15 protein-coding genes are annotated in these 12,661 nt (G+C 67.1%); 7 read left to right on the plus strand and 8 right to left on the minus strand.

What is annotated here, in order from left to right; genetic code table 11:
* Positions 1 to 7: 7 nt before the first annotated feature.
* Complete coding sequence (locus ASD94_RS09780; RefSeq protein WP_056642190.1) at positions 8 to 883, plus strand: ABC transporter permease; 876 nt, start codon at positions 8 to 10, stop codon at positions 881 to 883.
* Positions 884 to 886: 3 nt separating this feature from the next.
* Here ASD94_RS09780 and ASD94_RS09785 read toward each other — a convergent pair whose 3' ends face one another.
* From ASD94_RS09785 to ASD94_RS09790, 3 genes are all read right to left on the minus strand, one after another.
* Complete coding sequence (locus ASD94_RS09785; protein ID WP_056642055.1) at positions 887 to 2,299, minus strand: homoserine dehydrogenase; 1,413 nt, start codon at positions 2,297 to 2,299, stop codon at positions 887 to 889.
* A 122-nt stretch (positions 2,300 to 2,421) separates the two neighbouring features.
* Positions 2,422 to 2,568, minus strand: a complete 147-nt coding sequence (locus ASD94_RS23540) for a hypothetical protein (protein ID WP_156391390.1) — start codon at positions 2,566 to 2,568, stop codon at positions 2,422 to 2,424.
* 81 nt (positions 2,569 to 2,649) lie between these two features.
* Complete coding sequence (locus tag ASD94_RS09790) at positions 2,650 to 2,895, minus strand: ATP-binding protein (protein ID WP_056642058.1); 246 nt, start codon at positions 2,893 to 2,895, stop codon at positions 2,650 to 2,652.
* A gap of 68 nt (positions 2,896 to 2,963) precedes the next feature.
* On the opposite strand from ASD94_RS09790, the gene ASD94_RS09795 reads away from it, so the two are divergent.
* Entirely contained in the window at positions 2,964 to 3,266 is a 303-nt protein-coding gene (locus ASD94_RS09795) for an acylphosphatase (protein WP_056642062.1), read from the plus strand.
* On the opposite strand, the gene ASD94_RS09800 is transcribed toward ASD94_RS09795, so the two are convergent.
* Genes ASD94_RS09800 through ASD94_RS09810 form a run of 3 tightly spaced genes read right to left on the minus strand, consistent with a single transcriptional unit; the run spans position 3,244 to position 6,191 of the window.
* A complete protein-coding gene (locus ASD94_RS09800) occupies positions 3,244 to 4,056 on the minus strand; it encodes a DUF72 domain-containing protein (protein WP_233247234.1) in 813 nt (270 codons plus the stop codon). The two genes, ASD94_RS09795 and ASD94_RS09800, sit on opposite strands and share 23 nt — an antisense overlap.
* A gap of 60 nt (positions 4,057 to 4,116) precedes the next feature.
* Positions 4,117 to 5,436, minus strand: a complete 1,320-nt coding sequence (locus tag ASD94_RS09805; RefSeq protein WP_056642064.1) for an ATP-binding protein — start codon at positions 5,434 to 5,436, stop codon at positions 4,117 to 4,119.
* On the minus strand, positions 5,433 to 6,191 hold the full coding sequence (locus ASD94_RS09810) for a response regulator (protein WP_056642194.1): 759 nt from the start codon (positions 6,189 to 6,191) through the stop codon (positions 5,433 to 5,435). Before ASD94_RS09810 ends, ASD94_RS09805 begins: the two co-directional genes overlap by 4 nt.
* Before the next feature lie 179 nt (positions 6,192 to 6,370).
* Between ASD94_RS09810 and ASD94_RS09815 the strand changes: the two genes are divergently transcribed.
* The 5 genes from ASD94_RS09815 (at position 6,371) to ASD94_RS09835 (ending at position 11,292) form a co-directional block, all read left to right on the plus strand.
* Positions 6,371 to 6,883, plus strand: coding sequence for a DUF2147 domain-containing protein (locus ASD94_RS09815; RefSeq protein WP_056642067.1), 513 nt, complete (start codon positions 6,371 to 6,373; stop codon positions 6,881 to 6,883).
* A complete protein-coding gene (locus ASD94_RS09820) occupies positions 6,880 to 7,602 on the plus strand; it encodes a cytochrome c biogenesis CcdA family protein (RefSeq protein ID WP_082576825.1) in 723 nt (240 codons plus the stop codon). Before ASD94_RS09815 ends, ASD94_RS09820 begins: the two co-directional genes overlap by 4 nt.
* 36 nt (positions 7,603 to 7,638) lie before the next feature.
* On the plus strand, positions 7,639 to 8,211 hold the full coding sequence (locus ASD94_RS09825) for a thioredoxin family protein (protein WP_056642070.1): 573 nt from the start codon (positions 7,639 to 7,641) through the stop codon (positions 8,209 to 8,211).
* Positions 8,212 to 8,281: 70 nt separating this feature from the next.
* Positions 8,282 to 9,604 (plus strand): serine hydrolase, encoded by a 1,323-nt coding sequence (locus tag ASD94_RS09830; protein WP_056642073.1) that lies wholly within the window; start codon positions 8,282 to 8,284, stop codon positions 9,602 to 9,604.
* Between the two features lie 47 nt (positions 9,605 to 9,651).
* Complete coding sequence (locus ASD94_RS09835; protein ID WP_056642076.1) at positions 9,652 to 11,292, plus strand: AMP-binding protein; 1,641 nt, start codon at positions 9,652 to 9,654, stop codon at positions 11,290 to 11,292.
* Positions 11,293 to 11,359: 67 nt separating this feature from the next.
* On the opposite strand, the gene ASD94_RS09840 is transcribed toward ASD94_RS09835, so the two are convergent.
* Both ASD94_RS09840 and ASD94_RS09845 read right to left on the minus strand, forming a co-directional pair.
* Positions 11,360 to 11,773 (minus strand): YkgJ family cysteine cluster protein, encoded by a 414-nt coding sequence (locus ASD94_RS09840; RefSeq protein ID WP_056642079.1) that lies wholly within the window; start codon positions 11,771 to 11,773, stop codon positions 11,360 to 11,362.
* A gap of 37 nt (positions 11,774 to 11,810) precedes the next feature.
* Positions 11,811 to 12,644 (minus strand): DUF3883 domain-containing protein, encoded by an 834-nt coding sequence (locus tag ASD94_RS09845; RefSeq protein WP_235510616.1) that lies wholly within the window; start codon positions 12,642 to 12,644, stop codon positions 11,811 to 11,813.
* Positions 12,645 to 12,661 lie beyond the last annotated feature (17 nt).

The following is a 12,661-nucleotide window of genomic DNA, read 5'->3' on the forward strand; positions in this document are numbered from 1 at the left end:
AACCACCATGAACACCCTCACCACCACCCCGGGCGCTGTCGCCCTGCCAGCCGCGCTCAGCGACGAAGCGCTGGCCCGCGAATCCGCCTCGGCCCAGGCGGCGATCCGCCAGCGCCGCTACACCATCATCGGCCTGCGCCTGGCCGTGCTCTTGGTCGTACTGGGCGGATGGGAAATCGCCGCCCGCCTGAAGTGGATCGACCCCTTCTTCTACTCCCAGCCCAGCCTGATCTGGGCACAAATCGTGGAATGGGTGGACGAGGGCACCTCGCAAGGCCCGCTGTGGCAACAGGTGCTGGTCACGCTGGAAGAAACCGTGCTCGGCTTTCTCATCGGCGCTGTGGGTGGCGTGGTCTGCGGCATCCTGCTGGGCCGCAACAAGCTGCTGTCGGACGTGTTCAGCCTCTACATCCAGATCGCCAACTCCATCCCGCGTGTGGTGCTGGGCTCGGTGTTCGTCATTGCGCTGGGCCTGGGCATGGCGTCCAAGGTCGCGCTGGCGGTGGTGATGGTGTTCTTCGTCGTCTTCAGCAACGCCTTCCAGGGCGTGCGGGAGGCCGACAAGTACATGATCGCCAATGCGCAGATTCTCGGCGCGTCGGCGCGCCAGCTCACCACCGCCATCGTCATTCCGGCCGCCACCTCGTGGATTCTGGCCAGCCTGCGCGTGAGCTTTGGCTTTGCCCTGGTGGGCGCCGTGGTGGGCGAGTTTCTGGGGGCCAAGGAAGGCATCGGCCTGCTGATCTCTACGGCGCAGGGCGCCTTCAATGCCAGCGGCGTGTTCGCGGCCATGATCGTGCTGGCGGTGGTGGCGCTGGCGGCGGACCTGCTGCTGAGCCAGCTGGAAAGGCGCTTGCTCAAGTGGCGTCCCGCCGCATTCTGAGGATTACGCCAGCACCTCCACCCGCAGCGTGACCACCGGCCCGGCCGCCGCCGGGTGCACGGCCAGCGCATGCACGGCTGCGTCCACGGTGGCCTGCGCCACAGCATCGGTCAGCACCAGCACCTGGGGGCCGCTGCCGGGAGGCAAGGCCTTGTCGTGTGCCAGCGCCACCTGCAGCACGGGCACGTGCTGCGCAGCCAGCCAGGCGCCCACGGCCTCGATCTGCTGCGCGCTGTGCACCGGCACGCGCAGGTAGTGGCGGGTGTGCACGGCCGCACGGGGCAGCACCGCCAGTTGCTTGTCCACGGCGTGGGGGTGGAAGCCCAGGTGCGGTACGCGCTGCGCCGCGTGGGTGCCATCAAGCCGTGCCACATCGACCAGATCGGCAATCACGGCCGACGCAGTCTGCTCCGACCCCGCGCCCGCGCCGTAATACATCGTCACGCCGGACGCATCGCCCTTGACCATCACGGCGTTCATCGACCCGTTCACATGCGCTAACAAATGCGTGGCGGGCACCAGCGCGGGCTGCACGCGCAGCTCCACTCCCTCCACTTTGCCTTCCGCCTCGCCGTCCGTATCGCCATGTTTACGCCGCTTGGCCACACCCAGCAGCTTGATGCGGTAGCCCAGCTGTTCGGCGCAGGCCACGTCCAGGCCCTGCAGCGTGGTGATGCCCTCCACCTGCGCGTCGGCAAAGCGCACCGGCATGCCAAACGCATTGGCTGCCAGCAGCGAGATCTTGTGCGCCGCGTCCAGGCCCTCGATGTCAAACGTCGGGTCTGCCTCGGCATAGCCCAGTGCCTGGGCCTGCGCCAAGGCTTCGGCAAAGCCCACGCCTTCGTCGCGCATCTTGCTCAGGATGAAATTGGTGGTGCCGTTGATGATGCCTGCCACCCATTCGATGCGGTTGGCCGTGAGGCCCTCGCGCAGCGCCTTCACGATGGGGATGCTCACGGCCACAGCGCCTTCGTACGCCACGGCCACGCCGTGCTGGCGCGCGGCGGCAAAGATCTCGTTGCCATGCTCGGCCAGCAGCGCTTTGTTGGCGGTGACCACATGCTTGCCCGCGCGGATGGCGGCCAGCACCCAGTCGCGTGCGGGGGCAGTGCCGCCGGCGGCCTCGACCAGCACATCCACGTCGGGGTGCGTGGCGACCTGCATGGGGTCGTTGGTCAGCGCCACGTCCTTGCCCACCACGCTCATGGCGCGGGCCAGGCTGCGGGCGCAGACCACCACCAGCTTGATGCCCCGGCCCGCACGGGCGGCAATCAGCGCCTGGTTGCGCGCCAGCACGCGGAAGGTGCCTGCGCCCACGGTACCAATGCCGATCATGCCCACGCGCAGGGGGCGCATGGCCGTGGCAGACGACGGCAACAACGGGGCTTCAAGGGACTGGACGGGATCGCGGTACATGGACTTCTCCGGCTAACGAACAAACAAAAAAACCCAGCTGCCAGAGCTGGGTTTCGTGCATTCGTCTTGGGGGAGAAGAGAGCGATCACCAGGTGGCTGCCGAAACGGCCACCTGCGCGTGCTCAGGTGGCCGCGGCGGTAATGGTGGTAATCATTCGTGCACCCAGTGCCCGCTGCTCACCATTGGCCCGCGTGAATGCGGGCGGCATCATGCCCATGCCTTGGAAGGCAGCGGCGTGCGTGGTGGAGGGGATGGCGGTGTACGACATGAAGAGCACAGTGTACCGGATGCGGGCCAGGGCCTGTCATCCCGCTTGTACCCACCTTTGTCGGCTTGTGGCGCAACGGCCTCACCTGGCCTGGGTGGCCGCCACCCGCACCATGCGGATCGCATCGAACGGGCAGCGGACCGCACACAGCGCGCACCCGGTGCAGCCGGGCGCATCGTGCAGGGCGGAGCACTTGGGGCCCCAGGGCCCCGTGCCCAACACCTGCAGGGACAGCACATGCGGCGGGCACACCGCCACACACCAGCCGCAGCCGGTGCAGCGCTGGGGGTCGATGGTGGGCAAGGCCTTGGGGGTTGTGGTGGTCATGGGGTGCCGGGTGCTGGCAGTGTGCCCCGGGAGCGGGCTCCCCACAAGGCGCGCGCTACAGTGCTCCTATGAATGCAGAACCCAACTCCATCGTCACCCGCCATCTGTTGATCACCGGCCATGTCCAGGGCGTGGGCTACCGCTGGTCCATGGTGCAGGCCGCCGCGCGCCTGGGCGTGACGGGCTGGGTGCGCAACCGCCAGGACGGCCGTGTGGAGGCCTGCGCCTGGGGCCCGGAACCCGCCGTGCTGGCGCTGATCGACTGGGCGCACCAGGGGCCGGAGCATGCGCGGGTGGACAGCGTGGTAGTGGGCAATGTGCCCGATGGTGGCGAGGCGCCGCAGGGCTTCACGCAGCGGGAGACGTTGTAGCGCCCAGCTGCCGCAGCAACTCCATTGCCCCGGCAGGCGCTCGCTCCTTGGCGCCGTTGATGAAGAACACGAATACATCGCGTGGCCGCGCGCCGCTGGTCCAGGTGCGCACGCCCTGCGCCCATTGCGCAATCGCCTCGGCGGTGTAGCCCGTGGGCACATCGGCCTGGCTGCGCATCAGCCGCAGGTAGGCAAAGTCGGCTTCCGCATCTGCGATGGCGGGGAATTGATCGGAGTCGGTGTACACAGGCACGCAGCCATACCGACGCCCCAGCGCCACAAACGCGGGCGTCGCAAAACTGGGGTGGCGCACATCCAGCGCGTGGCGCAGCCGCAGGCCGTCCACCTGCTGCGGCAGCAGGGCCAGAAAGGCCTCGAAGTCGCTCGGATCAAACGCCTTGGTCGGCATGAACTGCCACACGATGGGCCCAAGCTTGTGCTTCAGTTCCGAGATGCCGCTCTCGACAAACCGCGCGATCGAATCGCCCGCGTCTGCCAGCACACGGCGGTGGGTCGCAAAGCGGTTGGCCTTGAGCGAGAACACAAAGCCTTCGGGCGTGTCATCGCGCCACTTGGCAAAGGTGGGGGGTTTGAAGGTGCTGTAGTAGGTGCCGTTGACCTCGATCGCTGTGAGCTGTCGGCTGGCGTATTGCAGCTCCTTGCTGTGCGCCAGCCCTGCAGGGTAGAAGCTGCCGCGCCAAGGCTCGAAGGTCCAGCCGCCGATGCCGACGCGGATGTGCCGATTGCTTGCGCTGATCTCGCTCTGGCGGGTGCTAGCAGAGGTGTCCACGGCGGTGTCCTTTGAGAGTCCACGGAGCGGCCACTGTAGCAGCGGCGCTTGCGCGCACGCCTATGCGGGGAGCGCCTCCGGCAGCTCCACCCGCGCCTCCAGCCCCTGCGCGCCGTCTGCGCGCGGCCCCAGCACCAGGCGGCCTCCCAGGGCCTTGGCCAGTTCGCTGGCAATGGCCAGGCCCAGTCCCGTGCCACCGGTGCCCCGGTTGCGCGAATCTTCCAGCCGTACATAGGGCTGCAGCACGGCGGCGAGGTCAGTCTGGGGGATGCCAGGCCCGCGATCCAGCACGCGTACCAGCCACTGGCCCGGCCTCTCCACCTCCAGCGTCAGCTCGGCAGCACCCGCAAAATTGAGCGCGTTGTCCACCAGGTTGCACAGCAGGCGGCGCAGGGCCTGGGGGCGGGTGTCGCAGGTCACATCCACCGCCTGCAACATTTGCACGGGCAAGCCGGCATCGGCGTAGTCGCGCGCAATGCTTTCCACCAGCGCGCGCAGGTCCACGCGCTGCGGGGGCTCGCGCACGGCCTGTGATGAGCGCGCGTAGGCAATGCCCTCTTCCACCAGCGACTGCATCTCGGCCAGGTCGGCGTGCAGCTTGTCGCGCAGCGTGGTGTCGTCCAGCAAGTCTGCACGCAGGCGCAGCCGGGTGATGGGTGTTTGCAGGTCGTGCGAAACTGCGGCCAGGATCTGCATGCGCTCCTGCAGGTGCGTCTGGATGCGCTGCTGCATGTGGTTGAAGGCAACGGCGGCGCGTTGCACCTCGCGCGGGCCGTCTTCAGCCAAGGGCACGGCGGGGCGGTCGGCCCCCAGCGCATCGGCCGCATCGGCCAGCGTGCGCAGGGGCCGCGTGGCCGCGCGCACGGCCCAGGCGCACAGGCCCACCAGCAGCGCCAGCTGCAGCGCCAGTGCGCCCAGCACCCAGGGCGAGATCTGCAGCCGGGGCTCGTCCATGTCCACGGCCAGGGGCGTACCGTCGGCCAGGCGCAGCTGCAGCCGCAGCTCGGTGCCCGGCACATGGGGGTCGATCACCTGCACGGCCCGGTCGGCAGGCAGTGTGGCTGCCATAGCGCTGGCGACCAGGCGTGCGAGTTGGGACGGGTCTGCGGGGGCGTCCAGCGGTTCGACCAGCGCAAAGCGGTAGTTGCGGCGTGCCAGCCGGTCCACCCACTGCGCGCGCTCGGCAGCGGGCAGGCGTTCCAGCATGGCCACGGAGCTGGCCACGTCACTGGCGAAATACGACACCATGGCCCGTCGCATGGTCATGCTGCGCTCGGTGAACGCGAGCACAAACGTCAGCGCATGCGCCAGCGCCAGGCCCAGTGCCATCACCAGCAAGATGCGCCCAAACAAAGAGCGCGGCCACCAGCGCAGCGTCATGGCGCGGCTCCTGCGGGTGCTGGTGCTGCTTGCACATCGGCGCAGAACACATAGCCCTCGTTACGCACGGTCTTGATGTAGCGCGAGCCGCGCGCACCATCGCCGAGCCGCTGGCGCACGCGGCTCACCAGCAGGTCGATGGAGCGGTCGAACACATCGGCATCGCGCCCCTGCGTGAGCTGCAGTAACTGGTCGCGTGTGAGGATGCGCTGCGGGTGGTCCAGCAGCACACGCAGCAGCCGGTATTCGGCGCCCGACAGTGCCACCACCGCGCCCGTGGCATCGAGCAGGTGGCGTGCGGTGGTGTCCAGCCGCCAGTCGCCAAACGCAAGGTGGCGCGCGGGTTCGGCCACGGCCAGGTTGGGCGGCAGCATGCGCGTGCGCCGCAGCACGGCGTGGATGCGTGCCAGCAGCTCGCGCGCGGCAAAGGGTTTGGTCAGGTAGTCGTCTGCACCCAGCTCCAGGCCCAGGATGCGGTCGGCCTCGTCGCTGCGCGCGGTGAGCATGATGATGGGCAGCGGCGGCGCGCCGGGACTGCGCAGCTCACGGCACAGGGTGATGCCGTCGGTACCCGGCAGCATCAGGTCCAGCACCAGCAGGTCGATGCGCTGTGTGGCCAGCACCTCACGCATCTGCCGCCCGTCGGCGGCCACGCTCACCTGCAGGCCCTGGCGCTGCAGGTACTCGGCAGCCAGTTCGCGGATGCCAGCGTCGTCATCGACGATCAGGATGTGGTCGGGAGCGGGCGTCGTCATGGCGGCCATTGTCCGGGCTTTGGCGTGCGCGCGGTGGGGTGACTTCAGGCCCGTATGTATCTGAACTTGTCTGCACCGTGCATCGACAAGCGCGCATACCAAACGGCCCTGGCCAGACAAATCGCCGATACCTGCGCTGGCTTCAATGCGGTCTTCCTGAACTTCACGAGGACCTTGCCATGAAACCATCCATCGCCGTGACCGCCCTGCTGACCCTGGGCCTGGCGCAGGCAGCCAGCGCGCAAGAGGCTGCGGCAGCGCCGCCAGCCGCCGCGGCACCTGCGCCGGGTGCAACCCACCCTAAAGCCCCCTTGGGCCGCTGGATCACCGAAAGCGGCAATCTGGAAGTGAACATCGCACCCTGCAACCCCGCCGGTGGCAACGCCCTGTGCGGCAAGGTGGTGCGCGTGCTGGCCAACCGCTCCATGAGCGCGCCGGGCGCTGACATGGCGGCAGCCGACGCGCGGCCTGCGCTGGGCATGACGCTGCTGTCGGGCCTGCGCCCGGCGGAGGGCGGCAGCAGCGAGTACCAGGGCGAAATCTACAACCGCGAGAACGCCAAGACCTACCGCGTCAACCTGACGCCAGCCGAGCCGGAGCAACTGCTGGTGCACGCGTATGTGGGCATTCCGCTGTTCGGCAAGACCCAGGTGTGGCGCCGCCCAGCGGCCGAGCAGGGGAGCGGGCAATGACCATGGCCACCACCTCGCCATGGCTGGCGGTGGCCGCCGGCATGCTCACGGTGGGCGCGCCCTGCGTGTTGCCCATGCTGCCCGTGGTGCTGGGGGCCTCGGTGAGCGGTGCCGACTCAGCACAGCGCACACGCCCGCTGTTCATTGCCCTGGGCTTTGCACTGTCGTTCGCGGCCGTGGCACTGCTGTTCAGCAGCTTCACGCAGGTGCTGGGTGTGTCGCAAGAAGGCCTGCGCCGCTTTGCCGCCGTGATGCTGCTGGTGTTTGGCGTGCTCACCTTGTGGCCCCGGCCGTTCCAATGGCTCAGCCAACATGCGGGCGGCGTGCTCAACCGCTTGGCCAGCCTGGGCATGGGCAGCGGGGGCGGCAACTGGGGCGGGCTGCTGCTGGGCCTGAGCCTCGGTGCGGTCTGGACGCCCTGCGCCGGGCCTGTGCTCGCCTCCATCCTCACCCTCATCGCCACGGAGCCTGCGGGCGTGGGCACCGCCGTGCTGCTGCTCGCGTATTCCACCGGTGCCGCGCTGCCCATGCTGGCCATCGCCTACGGCGGCCAGGCTGCCGCCACCCATGTGCGCCGCATTGCCCGCCACGCGCACCGCGTGCAGCAGGTGTTTGGCGTGGTGGTCATTGCCATCGCGCTGGCCATGCTGTGGGAGGTGGATGGGCAGATCACCGTCTGGCTTACGCAGTTTTATCCCTCGGGCTGGGGCGGCCTGTAAGGGGCGACACCCCACCGATTGCAAGGAGCTTTCACCATGACATTGCACCCCTCTTCCCCGCGCTTTTCCGAGCGCCGCGCTTTCCTGGCGTCGATGGCCGCTGCACTGGCGGCCCCTGGCTTGGCGTATGCAGCGGGCCCCGCCAGCCCCGCCGCAGCGTTGCCCGACTTGGGCGCTGCGCCCGAGTTCACCGGCATCGAGCGCTGGCTCAACTCCGAACCGCTGAGCCTGGCGCAGTTGCGCGGCCGCGTGGTGCTGGTGGACTTCTGGACGTACGCCTGCATCAACTGCATCCGCACCCTGCCCCATGTAAACCGCTGGGCCGAGCAATACACGCCCCAGGGGCTCACCGTGGTGGGCGTGCATACGCCAGAGTTTCCGTTCGAGCGCCCGACCGCCAATGTGGAAGCTGCCATGCGCCGCCACGGCGTCAAGCACCCTGTGGCACAGGACAACCGCTACGGCACCTGGAAGGCCTACGGCAACCAGTACTGGCCCGCCACCTACCTCATCGATGCGCAAGGCCGCATTCGCTACAAGCACTTTGGCGAAGGCGAGTACGAGCGCACCGAGGGCGTGATCCGCACCTTGCTGGCCGCGCGGGGCTGATCGGCCCGACCGATTCCGTGTCCTTTTTGTTCTTCCCCATCCCACGTTTCTTGACCGAGGCCTTCTCACCATGCGCTCTTTTCATCGCCACCTCACCCCTTCCTTCACCGCCGTCGCCTTGGCCTGCACCCTGCTGGGGGCCGCTCCTGACAGCCAGGCCCAGGCTCCGCAGCTGCCGCCGCCGGACGCCACCAACCCTGTGACCCTGCAGTTGATGCAGGGCTTCCCTCCGGCGCCCGACAAGGTCGTGCGCCTGGCCAACATCCTCAAGTACCCCAACGTGCGCTGGGCCGCGCAGCACCTGCGCGAACTGGGGCCCACGGCCACCATCTGGCGCGGTGCAGCAGCGCCCAGCGCACTGCCCGCAGCGCCGCGTGCCTTGCCCGACACGCTGGCGTTTGCCGACGACAAGGGCGCGCCCACCACGCTGGCCGACTGGCAGAAGGCCACCTACACCGACGCCCTGCTGGTGCTGCACCGGGGCCGTGTGGTGTATGAGCGTTATCACATCGGCATGCAGCCGCAGCAGCCACATGTGCTGTGGTCCATGAGCAAATCGCTGGTGGGGCTGCTGGTGACCGAACTCATCCAGGAAGGCGCCATCGACGCCAGTGCGCGCATCGTGCATTACCTGCCCGAGCTGGCCAACAGCGCCTGGGCCGATGCCACCGTGCAGCAGACCCTGGACATGACCACCAGCGTGAAATACGCAGAAGACTTTGCGGACCCCACCTCCGGTGTCTTTCAGTACTTGGCCGCTGCGGGCCTGCAGCCTGCGCGCCCCGGCAGCAATGGGGCCAAGAGCATGGCCGAGCACCTGCCCACTGTGCAAAAGGACGGCGAGCACGGCACCGCATTTGCCTACAAATCGGTGGACACGGAAGTGCTGGGCTGGCTGCTGCAGCGTGTCACCGGCAAGAGCTACGCCACGCTGTTGTCCGAGCGCATCTGGTCCAAGCTGGGCACGCAAGAGGACGCGTACGTTTTTGCCGATGCCAACGGCGGCCAGGCCACCAGCGTGGGCGTGAACGCCACTCTGCGCGACCTGGGCCGTCTGGGCGAGATGCTGCGATCCAATGGCCGCTTCAACGGCCAGCAGATCGTCTCGCCCGCCACCATTGCCGAGCTGCGCAAAGGGGCCGACCCCGCCCAGTTCATCAAGGCCCCTGGCACGGCCATGCGTGCGGGCTACTCGTACCACAACCAGTGGTGGATACCCCACGATGCCGATGGCACTTTTGAAGCCAAGGGCCTGATGGGCCAGCACATCCACATCAACCCGGCGGCCGAGCTGGTGGTGGTGAAGTTCTCCACACACCCCGTGCCCAACACCGCCTTCACCCACGCGCTGGACCGGCAAGCCTTCGCCGCACTGGCCACGGCCGTGCGCTGAGCCTGCCTGCACATTGTTGCTCCACCCTCATTGAGGACCGTTTCACCATGTCCCCCCAACCCTGGCTGGCCAGCTATGGCGCCATCCCTGCCCACATCGATCCCGACAGCCATCCCAGCATCGTGCACCTGCTGTGTGCCGCCATGCAGCGCCATGAGCACCGGCCCGCATTCACCTGCCTGGGCCAGACGCTGACCTATGCGCATGTAGACCAGCAATCCCGCGCGTTTGCGGCCTACCTGCAGAACGTGCTGCGCGTGCGCAAGGGCGACCGCATTGCCGTGATGTGCCCGAACCTGATGGCGTTCCCTATCGCCATGCTGGGCATTGCGCGCGCAGGCTGCGTGCAGGTCAACGTCAACCCGCTCTACACCCCGCGCGAGCTGGAGCACCAGCTACGGGACGCAGGCGCCCGGGTGATGGTGATCTATGCCGGGTCTACCGCCACCCTGGCCGCCATCCAGGACCGAGTGGAGCTGCACAGCATCATCACCGTGGCGCCCGGCGACGGCACCGCAGCCGACCTGCCCGGGCCGCCGGTGGATGCCCACCTGCACACCACCACCTCGTTGGCGCGCGCACTGGCCGAGGGCGCCACCCTGCCCTTTGCGCCGCCCGTGCTGGAGGGGAGCGACCTGCTGTTCCTGCAGTACACCGGGGGTACCACAGGCCTGTCCAAGGGCGCCATGCTCACGCACCGCAACCTGGTGGCCAATGTGGAGCAGTTCAAGGCCTTCGTGCCCGATGCCCTGCGCCCTGCGCAAGAGGTCATCGTCACCGCCATTCCGCTGTATCACATCTTCGCGCTGATGGTGAACCTGATCAGCTACTTTGCGGTGGGCGCACGCAACTGGCTGGTGCCCAACCCGCGCGACCTGGACGCGCTGATCCATGTGCTGAACGCCGCGCGCCCCAGCGTGTTCATGGGCGTCAACACGCTGTACGCCGGGCTGGCGGCGCACCCCGGCACGCAGGGCGTGGACTTCTCCAACCTGCGGCTGGCGGGCGGCGGTGGTGCCGCCATCCTCCCCTCGGTATCCGCCCGCTGGCAGGCCATCACCGGCCAGTTCATTCGCGAAGGCTACGGCCTGAGCGAGACCAGCCCCGTGGTGGCCTTCAACCCCGCATCGGTCACCGCCTTCAGCGGCAGCACCGGCCTGCCCCTCCCCTCGACGGATGTGCGGCTGCTGGACGACCAGGGCCACCCCGCGCCCCTGGGCCAGCCTGGCGAGGTTTGTGTGAAAGGCCCCCAGGTCATGAGCGGCTACTGGCAGCAGCCCGAGGCCAACGCCGCCGCCTTCACGCCCGACGGCTACTTTCGCACCGGCGACATCGGCCAGCTGGACGAGCGCGGCTTCCTCAAGATCGTGGACCGCAAAAAGGACATGGTCATCGTCTCAGGCTTCAACGTCTTTCCCAACGAAGTCGAAGCCGTGGCCACCGCCTGTCCCGGCGTACTGGAATGCGCCTGCATCGGCGTGCCGGACGAGAAAACGGGCGAGGCGCTGCGGCTGTATGTGGTGCGCGCGGCGGGTAACGCGCCACCGGTGGATGCAGACCACATCGCCGCCCACTGCCGCGCCGCACTCACCCCCTACAAGGTGCCCCGGCAGATCGTGTTTGTGGAGGCCCTGCCCCAGTCCAGCGTTGGCAAGATCCTGCGCCGCGAACTGCGCGACATGGCGTAAGCGCGGGCGCGGTTTCAGACGGCGGTAGGCTCGCGCAGATGCTAGCCACCTCAGCGCTTGTCTGTAGTCAGCCCCGCCGCTTCAGATCCCGCGCCCCATAGGCGCAGTAACCCGGCTTGGGGCTCTTCTTCTGCGGGTGCAGGCGGCAGGTCTCGGGCCGCTTGTCATACACCGTGCACAGCCGCGTTGTGGGGTCGAGAAAGTTGCAGTCCCCACTGGCCCGCCGCGCCATCGTGAAGATCGCGTTCTTGTGGTTGAAGTGGTCAATCAGCCGCGCCTTCTGCAGCCGCTTGGCAATGTGGCGGATTTCCTCGTGCTCGGCCTCGAACGGGTCCACCAGTTCCAGCCGCACCAGGTCTGACAGCTGCACCTCCAGCGGCATCGTGCAGCAGTTGGCCGCGCAGGTGTCGCACAGGCCTGCGCGGTAGCGGGTCCAGGTGTCCAGGCGGTCTACGTCAACGATGGCGATGGGGGAGCGCATGGGGGTGAAGGCGGACGGGTATCGGTTTACGGTAGAACTAAGAAAAGCTGGCGCGATATGTGACAGGGTCTAGGTCACAGTGCTGATCTAGCGCACCTTTCAGAGAGAACAACTTTGGAGTCTGTCGAAACTCGAATAAGCGACACAGCGTGAAGTCAGTACCCGCGTCTCGGGAAAAACGCAGTTCGTTCTTCGATAAGAAAAACGGTGTGTCTTTGCCAAACGCAGTGGTTTTCACCTCAATGAATCGCTCGCGGCCACTCGCATCGAAAGACAGGATGTCATAACCAAGGCCATCCCCCTTTGTTTGCGAAACGTGCTCTACCCGTTCAGCAAGATCGCGCTTTCCGATATGAATCAGCCGCCACTGCTCGTATCGAAAAACGAACTCTTCACCGGCCTGACCTAACGAGCGATTGCGAGACTCAATCGCAAGGTAGTCACGCTTGATGGGTAGATTGCCGTAGCCTGGGCTTGATTCGCCGACATGGTGGCGCTTTTGCGGTGCTTCGGTTTCAACTTTCGAGAAATCCACAATTTCATGGGATATCGCAGGCTGGTGCACCGCCGCAAGTGCAAGTGAATCTAGTGCGGAGAAACGGTCAACTTGCCGCTCCACTACTTCGCGCAGTAGACGTTGGTAGTTAGCCCGTGGTTGATATCCGCGCAGGTAGGGGCAGCCCAGATGGATGAGCACTGCGCTGATGTTGCAGTGCTTGAATTCAACAGAACCTGCGGATCGACCATTGAGCCTTTCAAGCAAGGCGCGACGGTGTGCAGCCTTGCTGTAGGTCTGACCAGCCAATTCAAGACTGAGCATCTTGAGGTAGTCGGCAACAACTGCTTCTACCTCGGCCGGAGACCAGTCCATGATCGGTTCAACCGAGT

The organism is Acidovorax sp. Root70 (assembly GCF_001428225.1).
Classification (GTDB): domain Bacteria; phylum Pseudomonadota; class Gammaproteobacteria; order Burkholderiales; family Burkholderiaceae_C; genus Acidovorax.

Coding starts and splice junctions, on each gene's coding strand:
- ASD94_RS09830 (WP_056642073.1), top strand. CDS start 8,282: ATGCGCTCTTTTCATCGCCACCTCACCCCTTCCTTCACCGCCGTCGCC.
- ASD94_RS09780 (WP_056642190.1), top strand. CDS start 8: ATGAACACCCTCACCACCACCCCGGGCGCTGTCGCCCTGCCAGCCGCG.
- ASD94_RS09825 (WP_056642070.1), top strand. CDS start 7,639: ATGACATTGCACCCCTCTTCCCCGCGCTTTTCCGAGCGCCGCGCTTTC.
- ASD94_RS09805 (WP_056642064.1), bottom strand. CDS start 5,436: ATGACGCTGCGCTGGTGGCCGCGCTCTTTGTTTGGGCGCATCTTGCTG.
- ASD94_RS09815 (WP_056642067.1), top strand. CDS start 6,371: ATGAAACCATCCATCGCCGTGACCGCCCTGCTGACCCTGGGCCTGGCG.
- ASD94_RS09845 (WP_235510616.1), bottom strand. CDS start 12,644: ATGGACTGGTCTCCGGCCGAGGTAGAAGCAGTTGTTGCCGACTACCTC.
- ASD94_RS09810 (WP_056642194.1), bottom strand. CDS start 6,191: ATGACGACGCCCGCTCCCGACCACATCCTGATCGTCGATGACGACGCT.
- ASD94_RS09790 (WP_056642058.1), bottom strand. CDS start 2,895: ATGACCACCACAACCCCCAAGGCCTTGCCCACCATCGACCCCCAGCGC.
- ASD94_RS09785 (WP_056642055.1), bottom strand. CDS start 2,299: ATGTACCGCGATCCCGTCCAGTCCCTTGAAGCCCCGTTGTTGCCGTCG.
- ASD94_RS09835 (WP_056642076.1), top strand. CDS start 9,652: ATGTCCCCCCAACCCTGGCTGGCCAGCTATGGCGCCATCCCTGCCCAC.
- ASD94_RS09795 (WP_056642062.1), top strand. CDS start 2,964: ATGAATGCAGAACCCAACTCCATCGTCACCCGCCATCTGTTGATCACC.
- ASD94_RS09820 (WP_082576825.1), top strand. CDS start 6,880: ATGACCATGGCCACCACCTCGCCATGGCTGGCGGTGGCCGCCGGCATG.
- ASD94_RS23540 (WP_156391390.1), bottom strand. CDS start 2,568: ATGTCGTACACCGCCATCCCCTCCACCACGCACGCCGCTGCCTTCCAA.
- ASD94_RS09840 (WP_056642079.1), bottom strand. CDS start 11,773: ATGCGCTCCCCCATCGCCATCGTTGACGTAGACCGCCTGGACACCTGG.